Genomic DNA, 19,870 nt, shown 5'->3' on the forward strand with positions numbered 1-19,870 from the left:
CGGGCCGGGGCGACTCGGTCGTCCCGGCCCCGGGCTGCCCTCACGTCCCGATAGCGCCCAAGCCTTGAACCTGTACCGACTTGAGGTGATCACCATCCTGGCCGTGCTCTTCGGAGCCGTCATCGGACTCGCGCTCGGACTGCTCGGCGCCGGCGGATCGATCCTCGCGGTGCCCGCCCTCGTCTACGGGGTCGGCCAGCCCCTGCACGCCGCCATCCCCGCCTCCCTCGCCGTCGTCGCCCTGTCCTCCCTCGGCGGCGTTCTGCCCAAGGAGCGCCGCCACGCGGTCCAGTGGCGCATCGCCGGCGTCTTCGGAGTCGCAGGAATCCCCGCGACGTTCGCAGGCTCCGCGCTGGGCCGCTCGGTGCCGCAGCGCTGGTTGTTCCTCGCGTTCGCCGTGCTGATGGCAGTGGTGGCGATCCGGATGCTGCGCGGCTCGGACGAACCCGTCGGCGCATGCCGGACCCACGACGGGGGCATCAACTGGCACAGCTGTCTGCCGAAGTCGATTCTCGCCGGTCTCGGCGTCGGCCTGCTGACCGGCCTGTTCGGAGTCGGGGGCGGTTTCATCATCGTCCCCGCTCTCAGTCTGCTGCTGGGCCTTGGCCCGCAGGGAGCCGTCGCCACCTCCCTGGCGGTGGTCTTCATCAACTCCGTATCCGGGCTCGCCGCCCACGCGTCCGCCGTGACAAGCATGGATTATCGCGTCTTGCTGCTCTTCGCCGGGACGTCCTTGGCCGTCTCGCTGGCAGCGGCCCGTCTCGCTCCCCGGCTTCCCGCCGCTACTGTCCGCCGGTGGTTTGCGTACGTCGTCCTGGCTGTCGCTGCGGGCGTCGCCACCACGGCAATCCTCCTCCCTTCAGCTCTGACCGCATGACCCGGTACAAACCCTGGCCGCGGTCGGTGGGCGGATCGCGCTCCCTGTTGGCGTCGTACAGTCGGCTAGGCTGCCGCACGGGCAGGAGAGGAGCAGACGTGTGAGTGCTTCCGGGCGTCGCATGAACGCCGCACATCTCGTGCTGCGTGCCGTCCTCGCTGCCCTCCTCCTCACCGTCGGCCTGAGCTGCGCCGGGATCCCCCCGTCACCCGGTGCCGCCCCACGCTCCGCGGCTGAGGCGGCCGACAACGAATCGGCGACCGTGCCCCGGCATGCGCCTGGTAGCACCGTAGGGATCGCCGACGGTCCGGAGACAACCAACGGCGCCACTGCCGGGAAGCGCGGCTGCGGCAAGAAGCACGCCGTGAATGCCGAGGCTCCCGCGCCCCCGAGGGCTCAGCAGGAAGCACCGCTCCACCTCCTCGTCAACGCGGTAGCGGACTCTCCCTTCTCCTCGGGCCGTCCGAGCGCAGATTCGGTCCCCGGGCGGGGCGGCCCGGCTCCGCCGTCACCGCCGTCACTTGAGGCCCTTTCCGTTCTGCGGGTGTAGGCCGCGGGTTCCATCCCGCGCGCACTGACACATCTCGCGAACGGAGTCATTCCGCATGCCTTCCTCTCCCAGGTCCCCGCGCCGGGCTGTCAAAGCTCTGGCCGACTGGTCACCGAACCGCTGGGCGATCGCCAGCGGCGGCGCCCTCAGCACCGCGCTTCTGGTCGGCCTGCCGACAGACGTCCTGCCCAACCCGCTGTTCACACGCTCCGTGCCGGTCCAGTGGTGGAACTACCCCACCCTCGCGGTGACCGCCGCACTCGCCGGCGTGGTGCTCGCCACCTACATCCGCGAACCAGCCTCCGGTCATGCGCCCACCACCGGCCGCCTGACCGTCGGCGGCGTCCTGTCCTTCTTCGCGGTGGGCTGCCCCGTCTGCAACAAGCTCGTGCTGCTCCTGCTCGGCACCTCCGGCGCGCTCACCTACTGGGCACCGCTGCAGCCGCTGATCGCCGTGGCCTCCGTCGTCCTGCTGGCTGAAGCGGCTCTTCGCCGCCTCGCCGCGATGGACGGGTGCCCCAGCCCGGCCTCCGCAGCCTGAGACCGCGCCGACACCACTCCACAATCCCAGGAGTTCCCTCATGTCCATCACCCCTGAGCCGGCACGCCGTCGGCGCATCGTCCTGGCCACCGCCGTACTCGCTCTCGCACTCGTCGTCTCCGCCGTCCTGCTGACCACGGGCGAGGACGGCCGGAGCAGCGGAGAGAAGAAGCCCTCACCCACGCAAAGCAGCACTTCCGGCACCGGCGCGAAGAGCCCCTCCGGCCAAGGGCCGGATCTGCGGCAACTGGCCCGCCGGGAAGCCCACGACTCCATGGCGAAAGGCAGGCACGACGCTCCGGTCGTCCTCATCGAGTACGCCGACTTCCAGTGCCCCTTCTGCGGACGCTTCGCTCGCGAGACCGAACCCCAACTCATCCGCGACTACGTCCGTAACGGCACACTGCGCATCGAGTGGCGCAATTTTCCGGTCTTCGGCCAGGAGTCCGAACAGGCCGCCCTCGCGTCCTGGGCCGCCGGCCGACAGAAGAAGTTCTGGGACTTCCACCGGCTCCTCTACTCGCAACCACGCGAGCGGAACTCCGGCACCTTCGCCAAGGAATCCCTCATCGACTTCGCCCGGCGCGCCGGAGTCCCGGACCTGAAGAGGTTCCGGCGCGACATGGACAGTTCCTCCGCCCGCAAGGCACTGGCCCGGGACAGGGAAGAAGGCTACGGCCTGGGCGTCACCAGCACCCCGGCCTTCCTGGTGAACAACACCCCGATCCTCGGAGCCCAGTCCACCCGGACCTTCGAGAACGCCATCAAGAAGGCCGCCAGGAAAGCCGGAAAGGAGACCACACGGTGAACGACATCGGCTACCTGATGGCACTGCTCGGCGGTCTGCTCACCCTGCTCAGTCCCTGCAGCGCCCTCCTCCTGCCGGCCTTCTTCGCCTACTCCTTCAGCACACCCACGCGTCTGGCCGTACGGACAGCACTGTTCTACGCGGGTCTTTGCGCCACTCTCGTTCCACTCGGAGCGGCCGGTTCGTATGCCAGCCGCGCCTTCTACGGACACCGCGACATCCTCATCTCCGTCGGCGGCTGGACCGTCATCGCCTTCGGCGCCGCACAGATCCTCGGTCTGGGGTTCGGATCCCGCCGCCTGCAGCAGGCCGCCACCGCTTTGCGACCGGTGTCTCTAGCCTCAGTCTTCGCCCTGGGTGCCGTCTACGGCCTGGCCGGGTTCTGCGCCGGTCCCATCCTCGGCGGCATCCTCACCGTCGCCGCGATCGGCGGCGACCCCTGGTACGGCAGCACGCTCCTCGCCACCTACGCGATGGGCATGGCCCTGCCCCTGTTCATCCTCGCGCACCTGTGGGACCGCTTCGACCTGGGCCGTCGCGGCTGGCTCCGCGGACGCGCGATCAAAGCCGGGCCGCTGAGCTTTCACAGCACGTCACTCGCAGGAGGAACGATGTTCGTCGCTCTCGGTGCTCTCTTCCTCCTCTTCGACGGCACCTCCGCCATCCCCTCCCCCTTGGACAGCGAGACCGAGTTCGTCATCGAAGAACGCCTCGCCCGCCTCGGCACCGCCATCTCCGACCGCACACTGCTCCTGACCGTAGCCGGAGCGGCAGCAGTCACAGCCACAGCTGTGCTTATCCACGACACGAGACGCCGAGGTCTCCGCCGCAGCGACAGGCCACGGGGGAAAGCAAGCTGACGACGCACCATCGAGGTTCGCCACGCGCTTGGATCCAAGGTCCGAGCAGGGCTCGCGCTCCGGGCGCGTGGTGGCTCCTCATTCAGCGGGACAGCGCACCAGCCAGAACACGCACCCGCACCAGACGGCGCCAAGGTCGCGGGATCAAGATCATAGGCCGACGTGGCCAAGCAACCCGCTCAGATTGGCCAAGCACTCTGAAAACTGGCCAACTAACGTGCTCCGGCACAAGTGTCGTGCGCGACACTTGCAAGCGGCTTGCTTGCAATAGTTAGCGTTCGGGTGCACTCTGGAGTCATGGCCTCGCTCAATGTCGGGAACCTCGGCGAGTTCCTGCGGGAACAAAGACGGACCGCGAAGCTGTCGCTGCGGCAGCTCGCGGAGGCCGCCGGTGTCTCGAACCCGTATCTGAGCCAGATCGAGCGCGGCCTGCGCAAGCCGAGCGCGGAGATCCTGCAGCAGTTGGCCAAGGCGCTGCGGATCTCGGCGGAGACGCTCTACGTGCAGGCCGGGATTCTCGACGAGCGGGACCGGCAGGACCTGCTGCAGGTCCCCGCCGCGATTCTCGCGGACCCCTCGATGAACGAGCAGCAGAAGCAGGCGCTGCTCCAGATCTACGAGTCGTTCCGCAAGGAGAACGCCCCGCAGCGGGCGACCGCCCAGGACGCGGCGCCGACGGGGCCGACGGGACCCGCAGGACGGGCAGGACCGGCGGACGAGGAGCCTCGATCGCCGGAGCACGAACAGCAAGCGGAGTGACCACAAGCGGAACAAGCAACACCAGGGCCGCGGCGGTGCGGGCCACCGGCGTCGGGCGCCGGTTCCGGCGCGACGCACCGTACGGACCGAACCAGCGGCCCTGTCAGGCGAGTTGAGCCACGAAAGGCGTACCCTCATGCCCCTCTCGAACGACCTGCGCAAGAGCCTCACCGACCCGAAGCCCCTCTACGTCGCCGCGGGCGTCGTAGACAAGATCCGCGAAGAGGCGCCGCAGGCCCTCGCGGCGGTGCGGGAGACGGACCCCAAGGAGGTCCAGACGAAGCTCACCCAGCAGGCCAAGGAGACCCAGGCCAAGGTGAGTGAGACCCTCACCGGGCTGGACACCGACATCAAGAAGCTCCGCGAGCAGGCCCAGCACCTGGCGCTGCAGAGCGTCGGCGTCGCGGCGGAGTACGCGATCAAGGCGCGGGAGACGTACGACGAGCTGGCGGTGCGCGGCCGCGAGGCGGTCAAGAACTGGCGGGGCGAGAGCGACGACGACACCCCCGAGGTGACCGTGGAGCGCGAGCCCGCCCAGTCGGTGAAGATCGCCGAGCCGCCTGCCGAGGAGACCTCCGGGTCCGCCGCCGCCGGCACGGGCAGCAAGACCACCGGAGCCACCGGCACCAGCACCAGCGGCGCCAAGAGCAGCGCCCGTAAGTCCGCCGCCGGGACCACGAAGAGCAGCAGCGGCAACGGCACCAGGACCGCCTCCGGTGCCAAGAAGACGACCGCCGCCCGCAAGACGAACGGCACCTCCACGCCCGCCGCCCGGAAGTCGGCTCCTAAGACCGACTCCTGAGCCGCGTGGAACGACGCGGGGGAAGAGCGGAAGCCGAGGCGAACGAGGCAGGAGCGCAGAACGGGCCGGGCACCCTCGTGGGCCCGGCCCGTTCCCTGAGCGCTGCGGTACCGTTGCGGCAAAGCCCCTTCGAGAGCGCGTCAACCGAGGCGACCGAGCCAGGGAACGACACCGACCGGGAGTGTGAGCACCATGCTGTTCGCGGGCTTTCAGGCCACAGTCTTCGGGCTGATCACCGTTGTGCTGCTCGCCTTGGCGCTGTTCGCCTTCGTGGACGCCGCCCTGCGGCGGGAGGACGCGTACCGGGCCACCGACAAGCAGAACAAGCAGTTCTGGCTGATCATCCTGGGCATCACGGTCCTGGTGAACCTGCTGGTGCCGATGTTCCTGCTGAAGATCATCGGGCTGATCGCCACGATCGTCTACATCGTCGATGTCCGCCCGGCGCTCAAGCAGATCATGGGCAACGGGCGAGGCGGCCGTCGCCCTCGCGGTGGCAGCAGCAGCGACGGGCCGTACGGGCCGTTCAACGGCCGGTGACGATACCGTCGGCGTGAGCCGCCGGGAGGTGCCGGGCCGGTGCCCGAGGGCTCACCGGCCCCGGCCCAGCAGCAGGACCGCCACATCGTCGGTCAGCTCGCCCCCGTTGAGGCGGCGCACCTCGTCCATCGTCTCGTCCAGCAGCCGCTCGCCCTGCGCGCCCTCGGCCATCCGGCGGGCGACGATGTCGAGCATCCCCTGCTGACCGAGCCGCTCCCGGCCCGGCGTCCGGCCGTCTCCGGTGCCCGCCCCGGTACGGCCCTCGTCGGTACGGCTCCCGTCGGCGCGGCCCTCTTCCGTACGGCCCTCGTGCACACGGCCCTCGATCAACCCGTCCGTGTACATCATCAGGCTCCAGGAGCCCCCCAGCGCGACCTGGCGGCGCGACCAGCGTGCGTCCGGCAGCAGTCCGAGCGCGGGCCCGCTCTCGTCCTCCGGCAGCAGCCGGGGCGCCGCGCCCGCGCCGTCGTCCGCGAACAACGGCGAGGGGTGACCGGCCAGACAGACGCCCGCGCTGCGGCCGTCGGCGGCGATGTCGACGGTGCACAGCGTCGCGAAGATCTCCTCGCTGTCCCGCTCGTTCTCCAGCACCTTCTGCAGGGTGCTCAACAACGCGTCCCCGCACAGTCCGGCGAAGGTCAGGGCGCGCCAGGCGATGCGCAGTTCGACGCCGAGCGCCGCCTCGTCCGGGCCGTGGCCGCACACGTCGCCGATCATGGCGTGGACGACGCCGTCGGGGGTGCGGACGGTGTCGTAGAAGTCGCCGCCGAGCAGGGCGCGGGAGCGGCCGGGCCGGTATCGCGCGGCGAACCGCAGATCACTGCCCTCCAACAGCGGCCGGGGCAGCAGCCCGCGCTCCAGCCGGGCGTTCTCCTGGGCCCGCAACCGGGTCTCGGTGAGCTGACGCTGGGCGAGGTCGGCCCGTTTGCGCTCCACCGCGTAGCGGATGGCGCGCATCAGCAGCCTGCCGTCCAGCTCGTCGCGGAAGAGGTAGTCCTGGGCGCCGACCCGTACGGCTTCGGCGGCCCGCTCGGCGTCGCTGCCGTCGGTGAGCGCGAGGACGGCGTGCCGGGGGGCCATCCGCAGCACGCGCCGCAGGATCTGCAGCTCGTCGGAGTCCGGGGCCGAGCCGGCGCCGGGGACGGCCGGGGCGCCGTAGGCGGAGGCGCCGGTCGTCCCCGGACCACCGGCAGCGGCGGCAGCACCCGAAACGCCGGAGACGCCCGAAACGCCCCGGACCGTACCGCCGGTGCCGCCGGGAGCCGCAGCCGCGCTGCCCGGGACGCCGCCGATACCGGGGATGGCGCCCGGGGACGCGGCGTCCGGCCGCTCGGCGGGGAACCCCCCGGACGGCGCCTCGTCCGTGTCTCCGCGCGCCTCGCACGGCAGCGCGAGGTCCAGCAGGATGCAGTGGACGTCGTCCGTGAGCAGCCGGGCGGCCTCGGTGAGGTTGCGGGCCGTACGGACCCGTACGGGCCTGCCGTACGCGTCGAGCATGCGGGGCACGCTCAGCGCACCGGCCGGATCGTCCTCGATGACCAGCAGGGTCAGACCGCTGCCGGGTCCCTGGGCGGCCTGCCGGGCCGGCGCGTCGGCGGACTGCGCCGCCGCCCCGGCCTGGGGCGCGCTTACGGGCATGCTGAAACCTCTCCCTCCCCCGAGGGCGGGGTGCGCGCGCCGAACGGCGCCCACCATGGCTCAGCCCGGAACGGCGCGCGGTGGTCGGGCGCTCGTCATCCCGGGCATTCGAACAGGACCTTAACGCCCTCGTACGGACCGATGGAATGGCCGACGACAATCCGCCTCTGTCATATGCCCACAACAGAACGGGAGTTCACACCGCGATACGGCCGTTTTCACCGGCCCCCGCATGACCAAGCTCACGCGCCACCGGCCTCGAAATACGCACACGTACGGAAATGGGCCCCAAGACGCTCTCTTCCCGCTGCCACTCGCGACCCGCGCCCGCGCCCGCCCTGTCAATTCCCCTGAATATGCCTTATTTGTCCGGGCGGACGACGCCCAGGATCGGCATGGTGCCCGCGCCCTCGACGGTGATCTGCCGACCGGTACGCGGCGCGTGCAGCAGCGCTCCGTCACCGACGTAGATGCCCACGTGACTGGCGTCCTTCTTGTAGATGATCAGGTCTCCGGGGCGCATCTTCCCGACGGGCACATGCGGCAGCTGCTTCCACTGCTCCTGCGACGTACGCGGAATCCGCACCCCCGCCGCCTCCCAGGCGCGCATCGTCAGCCCCGAGCAGTCGAAGGTGTCAGGGCCCTCGGCGCCCCACACGTAGTCCTTGCCGAGCTGCTTGGTGGCCCACTCGATGGCGCGCCGACCGGCCGGGGAAGCCTTGCCCTTGAGGCCCTTCAGCACGCCGGATTCGAGCCACTTGGCCTGCCGGGCCTTCGCCGCCTCGTCCTCCAGCTCGCGCAGCCGCTCCCGCTCCTCCTCCTCGAGGCCGGACTCGATCTTCTTGGCCTGCTTCAGCTGGGCGGTGATCTTCTTCTTGGCGGCGGCCTTCTTCTTGCGGGTCTTCTCCAGTTTCTTCCACTCGTCCGTGGCGTCCTTGGCGTACCCCTGCAACCGGCCGCGGGTCTTGCTCAGGGAGCCGATGAAGCCCCGGGTGGCGTGCTGGCCCTTGCGCGCCAGGGAGACGCTGTGCAGGAACTTCTCCGGGTCGTCGCTGAGCAGCAGCTTGGCCTCGTCCGGCATGCCGCCGCTCCGGTACTGGGCGCGGGCCATGGCGCCGGCCGTCTTGTTGAGCTCGTCCAACTTGCCCTGGGTGGCCTCGATACGCTTGGCGATCTTGACGATGTGCTTCTGCTGCTTCTTGACGGCGTCCTCGGCGGCGTTGTAAGCGTCCGTCGCCGAACCGGCCTTGTCGTGCAGCCGCTCGATCTGCTTCCGGATCTGCTCAAGACCCGGTTCGCCGGCACCGCTCTGCTCGTCGGACCCGGCCCCGGTCCTGGCGTCGCCCGGATCCGGCCTCCCCGGCGCGGCGTACGCGGTACCCGGCGCGGCTCCTGTGAGCAACGCCATGGTGCAGACCAGCACGAGCGCGCCGTACCGGCCGGACGGGAGGGTCGAGCTGCTCTGCGGCCGTCTCACCCGGGCCACCCCCTGGTTATGGTCAACTTTGGCCGACGCAGCGGATAGTGCCATGCCGGCCGCGAAGACAACAGAGGAATGTACTGACGAGTATCAACAGGGCCCGCCCCGGAAGCTCCCACTCCCGAGGAGCACCGGGCTGACGGCCGAGGTTCACTCGGCGTTCACTCAGCTCCGTCGGCCGCTTCACCTGATCTGTCTAATTTCGGCCTTACCAAGAGCGCGGCACCCCCCGAGACAGGGACTGCGCCCCGTAGCCAGAGACCCCGACGGCCGGCCGGTCGTCGCTCCCGGGCCCAGGAAGGAACTGAACGAAAGTGAAGCTTCAGCGCACGATCCGGCTCCGCACCGCAGCTGTCGGCGCTCTCACGGTCTGTGGCGCCCTGGCCCTGAGCGCCTGCGGCTCGGACGACAACTCCGGCGGCTCCGGCAGCGACACCACCAAGGCGGCCAGCAAGATCAAGTGTGAGGGCGAGGGCAACCTTCTCGCCTCCGGCTCCAGCGCCCAGAAGAACGCCATGGACATCTGGACGCAGACCTACCAGTCGGCCTGCGGCAGCACCCAGATCAACTACAAGCCCACCGGCTCGGGCGCGGGCATCCAGGAGTTCCTCCAGGGCAAGACGGCGTTCGCGGGTTCCGACTCGGCGCTCAAGCCGGAGGAGGTCGCCAAGTCGAAGAAGGTCTGCAAGAGCGGCCAGGGCATCGACCTGCCGATGGTCGGCGGCCCGATCGCCGTCACGTACCACCTCGAAGGTGTCGAGGACCTGGTGCTGGACGCCGACACGCTGGCCAAGATCTTCGACTCGAAGATCACCAAGTGGAACGACCCCGCGATCAAGAAGCTCAACCCGGACGCGAAGCTTCCGGGCAAGAAGATCCAGGCGTTCCACCGCTCCGACGAGTCGGGCACCACCGACAACTTCACCAAGTACCTCAACGCCGCCGCGCCCTCCTCCTGGAAGCACGAGCCGGAGAAGGCCTGGGCCGGCAAGGGCGGCCAGGGCGCCGACGGCTCCTCCGGCATCGCCACGAACGTCAAGCAGAACGACGGCTCCATCGGCTACGCCGAGCTCTCCTACGCCACCGGCAACGACCTCGACACGGTCAAGCTGGACACCGGCGCCAAGGAGCCGGTCGAGGCCACCGCGGACAACGCCTCCAAGGCGATCGCGGACGCCAAGGTCGTCGGCCAGGGCAAGGACCTCGCCCTGGAGCTGAACTACAAGACGAAGTCCGAGGGCGCCTACCCGATCGTCCTGGTGACGTACGAGATCGCCTGCGACAAGGGCAACAAGAAGGAATCGCTGGACGCGATGAAGTCCTTCCTGACGTACACCGCGAGCGAGGACGGCCAGAAGGCCCTCAAGGACAAGGGCTACGCCCCGATCCCCGACGAGATCATCACCAAGGTCCGCACCACCATCGACGGCCTGAGCTGACGGGCTGCCGCACAAGCGGCTCCCTTCTCGCCGTCGCGGAGGGCACTGCTCCCACCGCGACGGCGAGGCCCCGGCCCAGCGGCCGGGCGTCCCGGCCGAAGTCGGGCGGCGCCCGGCCCGCCGCCTCCCGCTCTCCCCGTGCAAACGGCGCCCCGAACGTCCCTGGACGAGGGGCCGCCAAGACTTCCGGTGCACCGCCAAAGGGCCGCCCGCGCAGCAACGCCGCGCGCGCAGCGACCCGCACCGTCAGACCGGAGAAACCATGGCTACCGAAAACCCACCCGCAACAGCGGGCCCCCCGGCCTCAGCGGCCTCAGCGAAGGGCGCCACGCGCAAGGGTGACCGAATATTCCTCGGGCTCTCCCGGGGCTCCGGAATCACCCTCCTGGTGATCATGGCGGCCATCGCCGTCTTCCTCACCTGGCGAGCGGCGCTCGCCATCAACGCCGACGAGGCCAACTTCCTCACCAGCTTCGAGTGGGACGCCAACGCGAACCCACCGCGCTTCGGTATCGCGGTCCTCGCCTTCGGCACCGTCGTCAGCTCCGTCATCGCGATGGTGGTCGCGGTGCCGATCGCCGTCGGCATCGCACTGTTCATCTCGCACTACGCACCGCGCAAGCTGGCGACCCCGCTCGGCTACGTCATCGATCTGCTGGCGGCCGTCCCCTCGATCGTGTACGGCCTGTGGGGCGCGCTCTTCCTCGTTCCGCACCTGACCGGCCTGTACACCTGGCTGGACGAGTACCTCGGCTGGACCGGGATCTTCACCTATGAGGGCGGCGCCGCGCGCTCCCTGTTCACGGTCGGCATCCTGCTCGCGATCATGATTCTGCCGATCGTCACCAACGTCTCCCGCGAGGTCTTCCGGCAGTCGCCGAAGATGCAGGAGGAGGCGGCCCTCGCACTGGGCGCCACCCGGTGGGAGGTCATCCGCATGTCGGTGCTGCCCTTCGGCCGCTCCGGCGTCATCAGCGCCTCCATGCTGGGTCTGGGCCGGGCGCTGGGCGAGACGATGGCCGTCGCCACGGTCCTGTCCCCCAGCTTCCTGATCAAGGCCAGCCTGCTGCAGCCGGGCGGCGGCACGTTCGCACAGAACATCGCCGCGGGCTTCAAGGAGGCCGGATCCATGGGCCGGGACGCGCTGATCGCCTCCGGTCTGGTCCTCTTCGTCATCACCCTGCTGGTCAACGGTGCGGCCCGGCTGATCATCGCGCGCCGCAAGGAGTACTCGGGAGCGAACGCATGAGCCAGACAGCTGTGGCCGACGCCCCCGTCGACGGCGCCCCGCTGCCTCTGCCCACGCTGAAGCAGCCGCGACTGCCGCGCTGGGCCCCGCTCGGCCTGGCCGTCGTCGCCGCCGCGCTCGGCATCGGGGTCGGGCTGGTGGCCGGGCTGGACAGCAGAATCCAGTGGGGTCTGATCGCCGCCGTCCTCTATCTCGGCCTCACCGCGGGCATCGCCGGCAGGGTCGAGGGCGTCCGGCAGGCCAAGGACCGACTGGCGACCAGCGTCATCTGGGTCTGCTTCCTGCTGGCCGTCGTCCCCCTCGCCTCCCTGCTGTGGGAGACGATCGCCCGCGGGATCAAGGTCCTCGACGGCTACTTCCTGACCCACTCCATGAGCGGTGTGATCACCATGGAGCCGGGCGGCGGTATCTACCACGCGCTGATCGGCACCCTGGAGCAGGTCGGTCTGGCCACGCTGATCGCCGCACCCATCGGGCTGCTGACCGCGATCTACCTGGTCGAGTACGGCACGGGCCGGCTGGCCAAGGCCATCACGTTCTTCGTGGACGTGATGACCGGCATCCCCTCGATCGTCGCCGGCCTGTTCATCCTCTCGTTCTGGATCATCATTCTCGACTTCGGCTACTCCGGGTTCGCGGGCGCGATGGCGCTGTCGATCCTGATGATGCCGATCGTCGTACGCTCGACGGAGGAGATGCTCAAGCTCGTCCCCAACGAGCTGCGTGAGGCGTCGCTGGCACTGGGTGTGCCGAAGTGGAAGACGATCCTCAGGGTCGTACTGCCGACGGCCGTCGGCGGTATCACCACCGGCATCATGCTCGCCGTCGCGCGTATCGCGGGTGAGTCGGCCCCCATCCTGCTGCTGGTCTTCGGCTCGGCCGAGATCAACAACAATCCCTTCGAAGGCGCGCAGTCCTCGCTGCCGTATTTCATCTACGAGCAGTGGGCCCTCGGCAACGAGCCGTCCTACGACCGCGCCTGGGCAGCCGCCCTCGTGCTGATCGCCTTCGTCATGATCCTCAACCTGGTCGCCCGCGGCATCGCCCGCTGGAAGGCCCCCAAGCACTAAGAGGGTGATTCCCCCATGGCCAAGCGCATCGACGTCAGCGGCCTGACCGCCTACTACGGCAACTTCCGCGCCATCGACGACATATCCATGACCGTCGAGCCCCGCTCCGTGACCGCCTTCATCGGCCCCTCCGGCTGCGGCAAGTCGACCTTCCTGCGCACCCTCAACCGCATGCACGAGGTGACGCCCGGCGGACGCGTCGACGGCAAGGTGATGCTGGACGACGAGGACCTGTACGGCACCGGTGTCGACCCCGTCTCCGTGCGGCGCACCATCGGCATGGTCTTCCAGCGGCCCAACCCCTTCCCGACCATGTCCATCTACGACAACGTCGCGGCGGGGCTGCGGCTGAACGGCGAGCACCGCAAGAAGGACCTCGACGAGGTCGTCGAGCGCTCTCTCAAGGGCGCCAACCTGTGGAACGAGGTCAAGGACCGGCTGAACCGGCCGGGATCGGGCCTGTCCGGCGGACAGCAGCAGCGGCTGTGCATCGCCCGGGCCATCGCCGTCGAACCGCAGGTGCTGCTGATGGACGAGCCCTGCTCGGCGCTCGACCCGATCTCGACCCTGGCGATCGAGGACCTGATCGGGGAGCTGAAGGAGCGCTTCACCATCGTCATCGTGACGCACAACATGCAGCAGGCGGCGCGGGTTTCCGACCGCACCGCCTTCTTCAACCTCGCCGAGGTGGGTGCCCCCGGCAAGCTCGTCGAGATCGACGACACGGAGCGCATCTTCTCCAACCCGTCGGTCCAGGCCACCGAGGACTACATCTCCGGCCGCTTCGGCTGAGCGTTGGGCCGGGCCGGCCTTGACCGCCCACCCATTGACCGCCCGCGGTGCTGCATGGCGGTGCCACCGCGGGCTTTTCCCTCGCCCCCTCCCCGTTCATTTCGGGGAGGGGGTGCCCCTTGGCCTCCGCGGCAGTCTGCGGGTGGGTCTGCGGCTTGGCGCGCAGTTCCCCGCGCCCCTGTCGGGGCGCGGGTCAGCCGAAGATGAGCTTGATGATCCAGTACATCAGCGCAGCAGCGACGGCCGCGGCGGGCATGGTGATGAACCAGCCCAGAACGATGTTCTTCGCCACGCCCCAGCGCACCGCGCTGACCCGCTTCGTCGCCCCCACGCCCATGATCGCCGAAGTGATCACATGGGTGGTGGAGATGGGCGCGTGGAACATGAAGGACGCCGTGTACATCACGGACGCCGCAGTGGTCTCCGCCGCGAAACCCTGTGGCGGGTCGAGCTCGATGATGCGGCGGCCCAGGGTGCGCATGATGCGCCAGCCACCCGCGTAGGTGCCCAGCGACAGCATGGCGGCGCTGGCGAGCTTGACCCAGATGGGAATCTCGTTGTGCTGCTGCACATCGGCGATGGTGAGCGCCATGACGACCACACCCATGGTCTTCTGCGCGTCCTGCAGACCGTGTCCGAGCGCCATCCCGGCCGCCGAGACGGTCTGCGCGATGCGGAAGCCCCGCTTGGCACGGTGCGGGTTCGACTTGCGGAAGAGCCACATGATGACGCACATCACCAGATAGCCGACGCCCATCCCGACCAGCGGCGAGAGGAACATCGGCACGACGATCTTCTCGAACACCCCCCACCAGTGGACGGCGATGCTGCCTGCCAGTGCCGCGCCCACCATGCCGCCGAACAGGGCGTGGCTGGAGGAGGACGGCAGCCCGAAGTACCAGGTGATGAGGTTCCAGGTGATGGCGCCGACCAGCGCGGCGAACAGGATGGCCATGCCGCTGTCGCCGTGCGGGGTCTCGATCAGCCCCTCGCTCACGGTCTTGGCGACGCCGCTGCCGAGGAAGGCGCCCGCGAGGTTCATCACCGCGGCCATGGCCAAGGCTGCACGCGGAGTGAGTGCCCGGGTGGAGACCGACGTCGCGATGGCGTTCGCGGAGTCGTGGAAGCCGTTCGTATACGTGAAGAAGAGCGCGACACCGACGGTCACGATCAGCGCGAAGGTGTCCACGGAGCGTCAGGACTCCTTGACCGTGATGGTCTCGACGGTGTTGGCCACGTGCTCGAACGCGTCGGCGGCCTCCTCCAGCACATCCACGACCTGCTTGAGCTTCATGACCTCGATGGCGTCGTACTTGCCGTTGAACAGATGGGCCAGCAGCTTGCGGTGGATCTGGTCGGCCTGGTTCTCCAGCCGGTTGACCTCGATCCAGTACTCGGTGAGGTTGTCCATCGTCCGCAGGTTCGGCATGGCCTCCGCGGTCAGCTCCGCGGCCCGCGACAGAACCTCGATCTGCTGCTCGACTCCCTTGGGAAGCTCTTCGATCTGGTAGAGGACGACGAGGTCGACGGCCTCCTCCATGAAGTCCATGATGTCGTCGAGGGAGGACGCCAGATTGTAGATGTCCTCGCGGTCGAACGGCGTGATGAAGGAGGAGTTGAGCTGGTGGAAGATCGCGTGCGTCGCGTCGTCCCCCGCGTGCTCGGCCGCGCGCATCCGTTCGGCGATCTCGCTCCGCGCGGAGGATTCCGCCCCGAGCAGTTCCATGAGGAGCTTCGAGCCGGTCACGATGTTGTCCGCGGAGGCCGCGAACATGTCGTAGAAGCTCGTCTCCCTGGGGGTCAGACGAAAGCGCACTGGGGGTCCTCGGGGTGCATCGATGACGGTCTCGTTGATGCTAGGCGCATCATCCGGCCACAGCGAACCGGCGTCCCCCAGTGTCACCCATGGAGACTCGCGTACTGAAGTGGGCTCCGAGAAGTCCGGTATCATATACCCGTTGGGGGTATCAAGGGCCCGATATCACGGCCTCGACAGCCCCTCACCACCACCCGGGAGGACCGTATGACGTCGCCGCAGACCACACCGGACACGCCGGAAACCGTGGCCGAAGCCACTTCGGAGTGCTGCTCGGCACACGCGGCCACCGGCGAGCACGGCTACACCAAGAACAAGGACGCTCACGTCAAGCGACTGCGCCGTATCGAGGGTCAGGTCCGCGGCCTGCAGCGGATGGTGGACGAGGACGTCTACTGCATCGACATACTCACCCAGGTCTCCGCCTCCACCAAGGCCCTGCAGTCCTTCGCCCTCCAACTCCTCGAGGAGCATCTGCGGCACTGCGTGGCCCACGCCGCGCTCGACGGCGGTGCCGAGATGGACGCCAAGGTGGAGGAAGCCACCGCCGCCATCGCCCGCCTGCTGCGTACCTGACCCTCCGCCGAGGCCGGGCAGCCCGCAGGTCGGACAGACCGGACAGGACGCGGGGGCAGTTCCTCAGCGGGCGGGCAGTTCCTCAGCGGGCGGGTCGGGGAAGGTCGTCCAGCTCGTCCGCCGCGCGCCGCAGCACCTCGTCGATACGGGCCGCGCTCAGCGGCCCCTCGGCGGCGGCCGCGGCGATCATCAGCTCGCCGCACAGTTCGATCTCGGCGAGGGCGACGTGGTCGTGCATCAGCGAACGCCGTCGGCAACGGCCCCCACGGCGGCCGTCGCCCCTGTCGTCACGCTTCGGTACGGGCACCCGTATCACCTCCCGTGCTGCACGGATCCACCGGGCGGAGCGCCACGGCCGGGCCTGGGCCCAGCCTCCCAGCCTAGGGAGACCGCCGCCTGCGCGCATGGCACTTCCGAATCATTTACCGGCACGGCACGGTGGCCGTCCCGCTCCCGTCCCCTCCCGCGCCGCCGGCCCGGCGACCCGCGGGCGCCGCGCGCGACCGCCCCAGCTGCCGTACGGCGGCTACGGAGCGGCGATCTTCCCGGTCCAGATGTCACCACGGTCGGGCATCCTGATCCGCACCCGGACGCCGAAGGCGTGCAGCGTCGTCGTCGAGGAGACCGTGTAGTCCGCGTCCGGAGGACCGTCCGGGTCTGCGGCGAAAGTGAAACGGTGCTGGACCTTCCGCAGCCGTCCCTGCGCGTCCAGATAGGCGTCGAACGGCACCATACGGCCGGAGAACCCTTTCTCCGCGGCCTTCAGCTGCCGGCGCGCCAGCGGTGGCGCCCCCTCCGCCGCCCGCTCGATGTCGACCACGCCGCTGTAGTGCCACACGCGGCTGCCGTCCAGCTCGGTGACGCCCTCGTGTACCACTCGACGTGCGCCGCGCAACAGTTGGGCGGCGGTGACCGGGTCGGTCGCGCCACCCGTCACCAGGTTGCCGTCCGGCAACCCCGTGGTGTCCACCCGCACCCACTTGTCGGCCGGCACCCCCGCGCGGTGGCGCATATAGAGCGCGCCCGGCGTGACCAGCTCGCGCACCAGCCTGCGCTCCCCCGGCCGCGCCCCGTCGACGCCGGGCGGCAGCGTGACCCGCAGCCTGCCGGTGCGGGCGGCCAGGTCGAAGGCGCCCCGCCCCTCGATGGTGACGCGCGTATGGCCGCTGACCATCTCCATCGCCGTACGCACCCGTGCCGTCCCGGCCCGGGCCAGCTCGTCGGCCGCCGCCGCCACGGCAGCCGGTCCGGGCCGGGCGGTCCCGACCGCTGACGGCCCGGCAGTCGCCACAGCGCCGTCCCCCGAGCATCCGGCGACCGACAGCAGCACGGCACCGAGCGCCACCATCCCGAGCGGGAAGAACACCGCGCCGCCTCGGGACTGCCGTCGCACTGCCATCTCTAGCCGACCCCTCGCTGCCGGTCGCCGCCTCCCCCGGCCCTCGGCCGGCAGGTGCCCCGGTCTCGCGGGGCCGGTCCGGATTCGACGGTTCAACGAGGGCCCTGGGAACGCCGTCACGGCCCGAGTACGGTGGTCATGTGCGAGAGCGAGCTCCCGAACACCAGCCGGACCCGGTACGCCCTGCGGCCCACACCGTCCCGCACGGGACGTCGCTGAACGAGCGGGGCTCCTTCTGCTCCGCATCGTGCACCTGCGGCTGGCGCGGCCCGGCACGCCGCGCCCGCGACCGCGCCCGTGCGGACTGCCACGCACACCAGCGGGAGCACGGCGACCACACGCCGACGCCCCCGCCTGGCGATGCGGCGGGGGCGCTGTAACTCGCGGCGTACTGCTCGAAGGCCGATACATGGACCGGAGCGGGGCCCGGGTGCGGGGCCGGGACGGGCCTACCGGCTCAGCCGGGCCACCGGTTCGGTCTCAGATCACGCTGCCAGGTCGCGGTCCCTGGTGCGGCGGGGCTCCCCCGCGCCGCGCCGCCCCGCGGCCCGGCCGCCCGCCGCGACGGCGGCAGCAGCGGCACCCGCCCACAGCAGCACCTCCAGCCGTGCGTTTCCGGCCACCACCCGCACCAGCGGCGTCAGTGCCCACATGGCGACCGGAGCCAGCAGCAGCGCCACAGCGGTGCCCAGCGCGAGTCCACCGATGACGTCCGTGGGGTAGTGCACGCCCATGTAGACGCGGCAGAAGGCCTCCAGCAGCGCCAGTCCGATGGCGACGAGACCGGGCTTGCGCTGGACCATGAAGATGCCCACGGCGATGGCCATGGTGAGGGTGGCGTGGTCGCTGACGAACGAGAAGTCCGTCTTGCCCTCGACCAGAACCTCCACGCCCTTGTGCTCCATGAAGGGCCGCGGCCGCTCCACGAAGCCCCGGATGGGGATGTTGACGACGATGGCGATCACCGCGGCCAGCGGGGCCCAGACCAGTCCGGCGAAGCCGCTCAGCGCCTCGTCCCGGCTCTCCCGCTTGCGCGTCACGCCCCACCAGGCCCACAGGGCCAGTACGACGAGCCCCACGGCGATGCCGTACTCCCCGATGTACTCCATGACCCGGTCGGCCCAGGTGGGTGCGTCCTTGGCCAGCCCGTTGATCTCGTAGAGCAGTTCGACATCAGGGTTGTCCCAGAGTGCCATCGCGGTGCGGCCCCTCACTTCGGCTGTGTGCTCATCGCTGGATCTGCGCTGACGACCCCCCGTGGTCGCGGTGCGGAAGTCCCATTCCGTGGAGAAAAACGCGCTGCGTCAGGCGAACCGTTCCGTTCTTACCGAACGATCACCAGGACGTTACCCAAGGGTGACCCATACGCGCAGCTCAAGGCCTGTGCCTCACGGATTGTTGGCGCAATCCCTACCCTGCGCACACAAACGCTCACTTGGCGCTCGGCCGGGTCGCCCCGAAGTAGTCGGGAGTGTCGATGGGGTCGTAGCGGATCTTCGCCCCCGTGTAGGGAGCGTTGATCATCTTGCCACCACCGACGTAGATGCCCACATGGTGGATGGTCCGGGAGTTGGTCAGATCGTGGGCGAAGAACACCAGGTCCCCGGGGAGGAGTTCACTCCGCTTGGGGTGCGGCCCGGTGTCGTACTGGTCGTTGGCCACCCGCGGCAGCGTGACACCGACCTTCGCGAACGCCGCCTTCGTCAGACCCGAGCAGTCGAACCGGCCGCCCTGCTCCGGCGTACCGTTACCGCCCCACAGATACGGCGTACCCAGCTTGCTCTGCGCGAAGGCGATGGCGCCGGCGCCCTGCTTGGTGGGGCTGAGCCGACCGCTGGGCGCCGCGAAGCTCTGCTCCATCCTGCGGATGGTCGCCACATAGTTCTTGGTCTCGCTGTAGGGCGGCACGCCGCCGTACTTGATGACCGCGTACGGACCCGCGTTGTAGGCGGCGAGCATGTTGTCCGTGAGGTTGCCCGGTACGTTCTTGACGTTCGCGGCCAGCTTGCAGTCGTAGCTCGCCGCGGACGGAATGGCATCCTCCGGGTCGTGCACGTTCTTCTTGCCGTCGCCGTTGGCGTCCAGGCCGTGCGTCGCCCAGGTGGCGGGGATGAACTGGGCTATGCCCTGCGCCTTGGCGGGGCTCTGCGCGTTGGGGTTGAAGCCGCTCTCCTGCTTGAGCTGCGCGGCCAGCAGCGCCGGGTTGATCGCCTCGCACATGTTGCCGGCCTTCTGGATGAGCTTCGCGTAGGCAGCCGGCACAGCGCCCTTGGCGAGCGCGACGGCCCCGCCACCACCCGCGCCCAGCAGGCTGGCGGAAGCCACGTACGTGCCCACCACGAGCAGCGTGACGAACAGGGACAGCACTCCCAGCCCGCCACCGATCGCCAGCAGCCACGCTCTTCTACGGCGCACTCCCCAACCCTCCCCCACAGGACACCAGTTCAGTAACGCCGACCACGCGGCCATATCATTCCAGGCCGATCCGCGAAGGGGAACGGCGGTCAACGGGCGCGGAGGTGAACGCGGCCCCGTCCCCCACCCGGCGCCGGGATCACCAGGGGCGCACAGAAGTACGGCCGAGCGACTGATGCCCCGTCGGGAAACACTCCATGCTCACCGAGCCCTCCGAAGCCCACCAAGCCCGCTGCCAGCGTTCCACGCCGCTCCAGGA

General features: G+C 69.6%; 20 protein-coding genes. 12 read left to right on the forward strand and 8 right to left on the reverse strand.

Translation table 11 applies throughout. From position 1 onward, the window contains the following. The first annotated feature begins 85 nt into the window (after positions 1 to 85). The 7 genes from KBY19_RS21945 (at position 86) to KBY19_RS21975 (ending at position 5,737) form a co-directional block, all read left to right on the forward strand. On the forward strand, positions 86 to 877 hold the full coding sequence (locus KBY19_RS21945; protein WP_210966517.1) for a sulfite exporter TauE/SafE family protein: 792 nt from the start codon (positions 86 to 88) through the stop codon (positions 875 to 877). 605 nt (positions 878 to 1,482) lie between these two features. Beyond that, positions 1,483 to 1,968: a hypothetical protein gene (locus tag KBY19_RS21950; RefSeq protein WP_210966518.1), complete on the forward strand. Its 486-nt coding sequence runs from the start codon at positions 1,483 to 1,485 to the stop codon at positions 1,966 to 1,968. Positions 1,969 to 2,008: 40 nt separating this feature from the next. Next, on the forward strand, positions 2,009 to 2,776 hold the full coding sequence (locus tag KBY19_RS21955) for a thioredoxin domain-containing protein (protein WP_210966519.1): 768 nt from the start codon (positions 2,009 to 2,011) through the stop codon (positions 2,774 to 2,776). Further along, the gene (locus KBY19_RS21960) at positions 2,773 to 3,636 is read left to right on the forward strand and encodes a cytochrome c biogenesis CcdA family protein (RefSeq protein WP_210966520.1); all 864 of its coding nucleotides are present in this window, start codon (positions 2,773 to 2,775) and stop codon (positions 3,634 to 3,636) included. The genes KBY19_RS21955 and KBY19_RS21960 overlap by 4 nt, the downstream gene beginning before the upstream one ends. Before the next feature lie 297 nt (positions 3,637 to 3,933). Beyond that, positions 3,934 to 4,395: a helix-turn-helix domain-containing protein gene (locus tag KBY19_RS21965; protein ID WP_247691269.1), complete on the forward strand. Its 462-nt coding sequence runs from the start codon at positions 3,934 to 3,936 to the stop codon at positions 4,393 to 4,395. Between the two features lie 136 nt (positions 4,396 to 4,531). Next, on the forward strand, positions 4,532 to 5,197 hold the full coding sequence (locus tag KBY19_RS21970) for a hypothetical protein (RefSeq protein ID WP_210966521.1): 666 nt from the start codon (positions 4,532 to 4,534) through the stop codon (positions 5,195 to 5,197). Between the two features lie 192 nt (positions 5,198 to 5,389). After that, positions 5,390 to 5,737, forward strand: coding sequence for a DUF2516 family protein (locus KBY19_RS21975; protein ID WP_099886605.1), 348 nt, complete (start codon positions 5,390 to 5,392; stop codon positions 5,735 to 5,737). A gap of 51 nt (positions 5,738 to 5,788) precedes the next feature. Here KBY19_RS21975 and KBY19_RS21980 read toward each other — a convergent pair whose 3' ends face one another. Both KBY19_RS21980 and KBY19_RS21985 read right to left on the reverse strand, forming a co-directional pair. Beyond that, entirely contained in the window at positions 5,789 to 7,375 is a 1,587-nt protein-coding gene (locus tag KBY19_RS21980; RefSeq protein WP_210966522.1) for a fused response regulator/phosphatase, read from the reverse strand. Between the two features lie 361 nt (positions 7,376 to 7,736). Further along, positions 7,737 to 8,852, reverse strand: coding sequence for an NlpC/P60 family protein (locus KBY19_RS21985; protein ID WP_307842772.1), 1,116 nt, complete (start codon positions 8,850 to 8,852; stop codon positions 7,737 to 7,739). Between the two features lie 317 nt (positions 8,853 to 9,169). Between KBY19_RS21985 and pstS the strand changes: the two genes are divergently transcribed. From pstS to pstB, 4 genes are all read left to right on the forward strand, one after another. After that, positions 9,170 to 10,294, forward strand: coding sequence for a phosphate ABC transporter substrate-binding protein PstS (gene pstS / locus KBY19_RS21990; RefSeq protein ID WP_099882449.1), 1,125 nt, complete (start codon positions 9,170 to 9,172; stop codon positions 10,292 to 10,294). A 262-nt stretch (positions 10,295 to 10,556) separates the two neighbouring features. After that, positions 10,557 to 11,543: a phosphate ABC transporter permease subunit PstC gene (gene pstC / locus KBY19_RS21995; RefSeq protein ID WP_099882450.1), complete on the forward strand. Its 987-nt coding sequence runs from the start codon at positions 10,557 to 10,559 to the stop codon at positions 11,541 to 11,543. Beyond that, entirely contained in the window at positions 11,540 to 12,613 is a 1,074-nt protein-coding gene (gene pstA / locus KBY19_RS22000) for a phosphate ABC transporter permease PstA (RefSeq protein ID WP_099882452.1), read from the forward strand. The genes pstC and pstA overlap by 4 nt, the downstream gene beginning before the upstream one ends. A gap of 15 nt (positions 12,614 to 12,628) precedes the next feature. Continuing rightward, positions 12,629 to 13,405: a phosphate ABC transporter ATP-binding protein PstB gene (pstB, locus tag KBY19_RS22005; protein ID WP_099882454.1), complete on the forward strand. Its 777-nt coding sequence runs from the start codon at positions 12,629 to 12,631 to the stop codon at positions 13,403 to 13,405. Positions 13,406 to 13,598: 193 nt separating this feature from the next. Here the strand turns inward: pstB and KBY19_RS22010 are convergent, their stop codons facing one another. Together KBY19_RS22010 and KBY19_RS22015 are read right to left on the reverse strand one after the other, a co-directional pair. Continuing rightward, complete coding sequence (locus KBY19_RS22010) at positions 13,599 to 14,594, reverse strand: inorganic phosphate transporter (RefSeq protein WP_099882455.1); 996 nt, start codon at positions 14,592 to 14,594, stop codon at positions 13,599 to 13,601. A gap of 6 nt (positions 14,595 to 14,600) precedes the next feature. Further along, positions 14,601 to 15,221: a DUF47 domain-containing protein gene (locus KBY19_RS22015; RefSeq protein WP_099882457.1), complete on the reverse strand. Its 621-nt coding sequence runs from the start codon at positions 15,219 to 15,221 to the stop codon at positions 14,601 to 14,603. A 207-nt stretch (positions 15,222 to 15,428) separates the two neighbouring features. Here KBY19_RS22015 and KBY19_RS22020 point away from each other — a divergent pair, with 207 nt between their 5' ends. Next, a complete protein-coding gene (locus KBY19_RS22020; protein WP_180289678.1) occupies positions 15,429 to 15,797 on the forward strand; it encodes a metal-sensitive transcriptional regulator in 369 nt (122 codons plus the stop codon). Positions 15,798 to 15,879: 82 nt separating this feature from the next. On the opposite strand, the gene KBY19_RS22025 is transcribed toward KBY19_RS22020, so the two are convergent. The 4 genes from KBY19_RS22025 to KBY19_RS22040 all read right to left on the reverse strand — a co-directional run bounded on the left by KBY19_RS22025 (position 15,880) and on the right by KBY19_RS22040 (position 19,611). Beyond that, the gene (locus KBY19_RS22025) at positions 15,880 to 16,035 is read right to left on the reverse strand and encodes a hypothetical protein (protein ID WP_180289679.1); all 156 of its coding nucleotides are present in this window, start codon (positions 16,033 to 16,035) and stop codon (positions 15,880 to 15,882) included. A 288-nt stretch (positions 16,036 to 16,323) separates the two neighbouring features. Beyond that, on the reverse strand, positions 16,324 to 17,196 hold the full coding sequence (locus tag KBY19_RS22030; protein WP_099882458.1) for a hypothetical protein: 873 nt from the start codon (positions 17,194 to 17,196) through the stop codon (positions 16,324 to 16,326). Between the two features lie 485 nt (positions 17,197 to 17,681). After that, positions 17,682 to 18,392, reverse strand: a complete 711-nt coding sequence (locus tag KBY19_RS22035) for a phosphatase PAP2 family protein (RefSeq protein ID WP_099882462.1) — start codon at positions 18,390 to 18,392, stop codon at positions 17,682 to 17,684. Between the two features lie 235 nt (positions 18,393 to 18,627). Further along, positions 18,628 to 19,611 (reverse strand): bifunctional lytic transglycosylase/C40 family peptidase, encoded by a 984-nt coding sequence (locus tag KBY19_RS22040; protein ID WP_099882463.1) that lies wholly within the window; start codon positions 19,609 to 19,611, stop codon positions 18,628 to 18,630. Positions 19,612 to 19,870: the final 259 nt, after the last annotated feature.

The sequence above is a fragment of the Streptomyces sp. B15 genome (assembly GCF_018070605.1).
GTDB classification, from domain to species: Bacteria; Actinomycetota; Actinomycetes; order Streptomycetales; family Streptomycetaceae; genus Streptomyces; species Streptomyces smyrnaeus.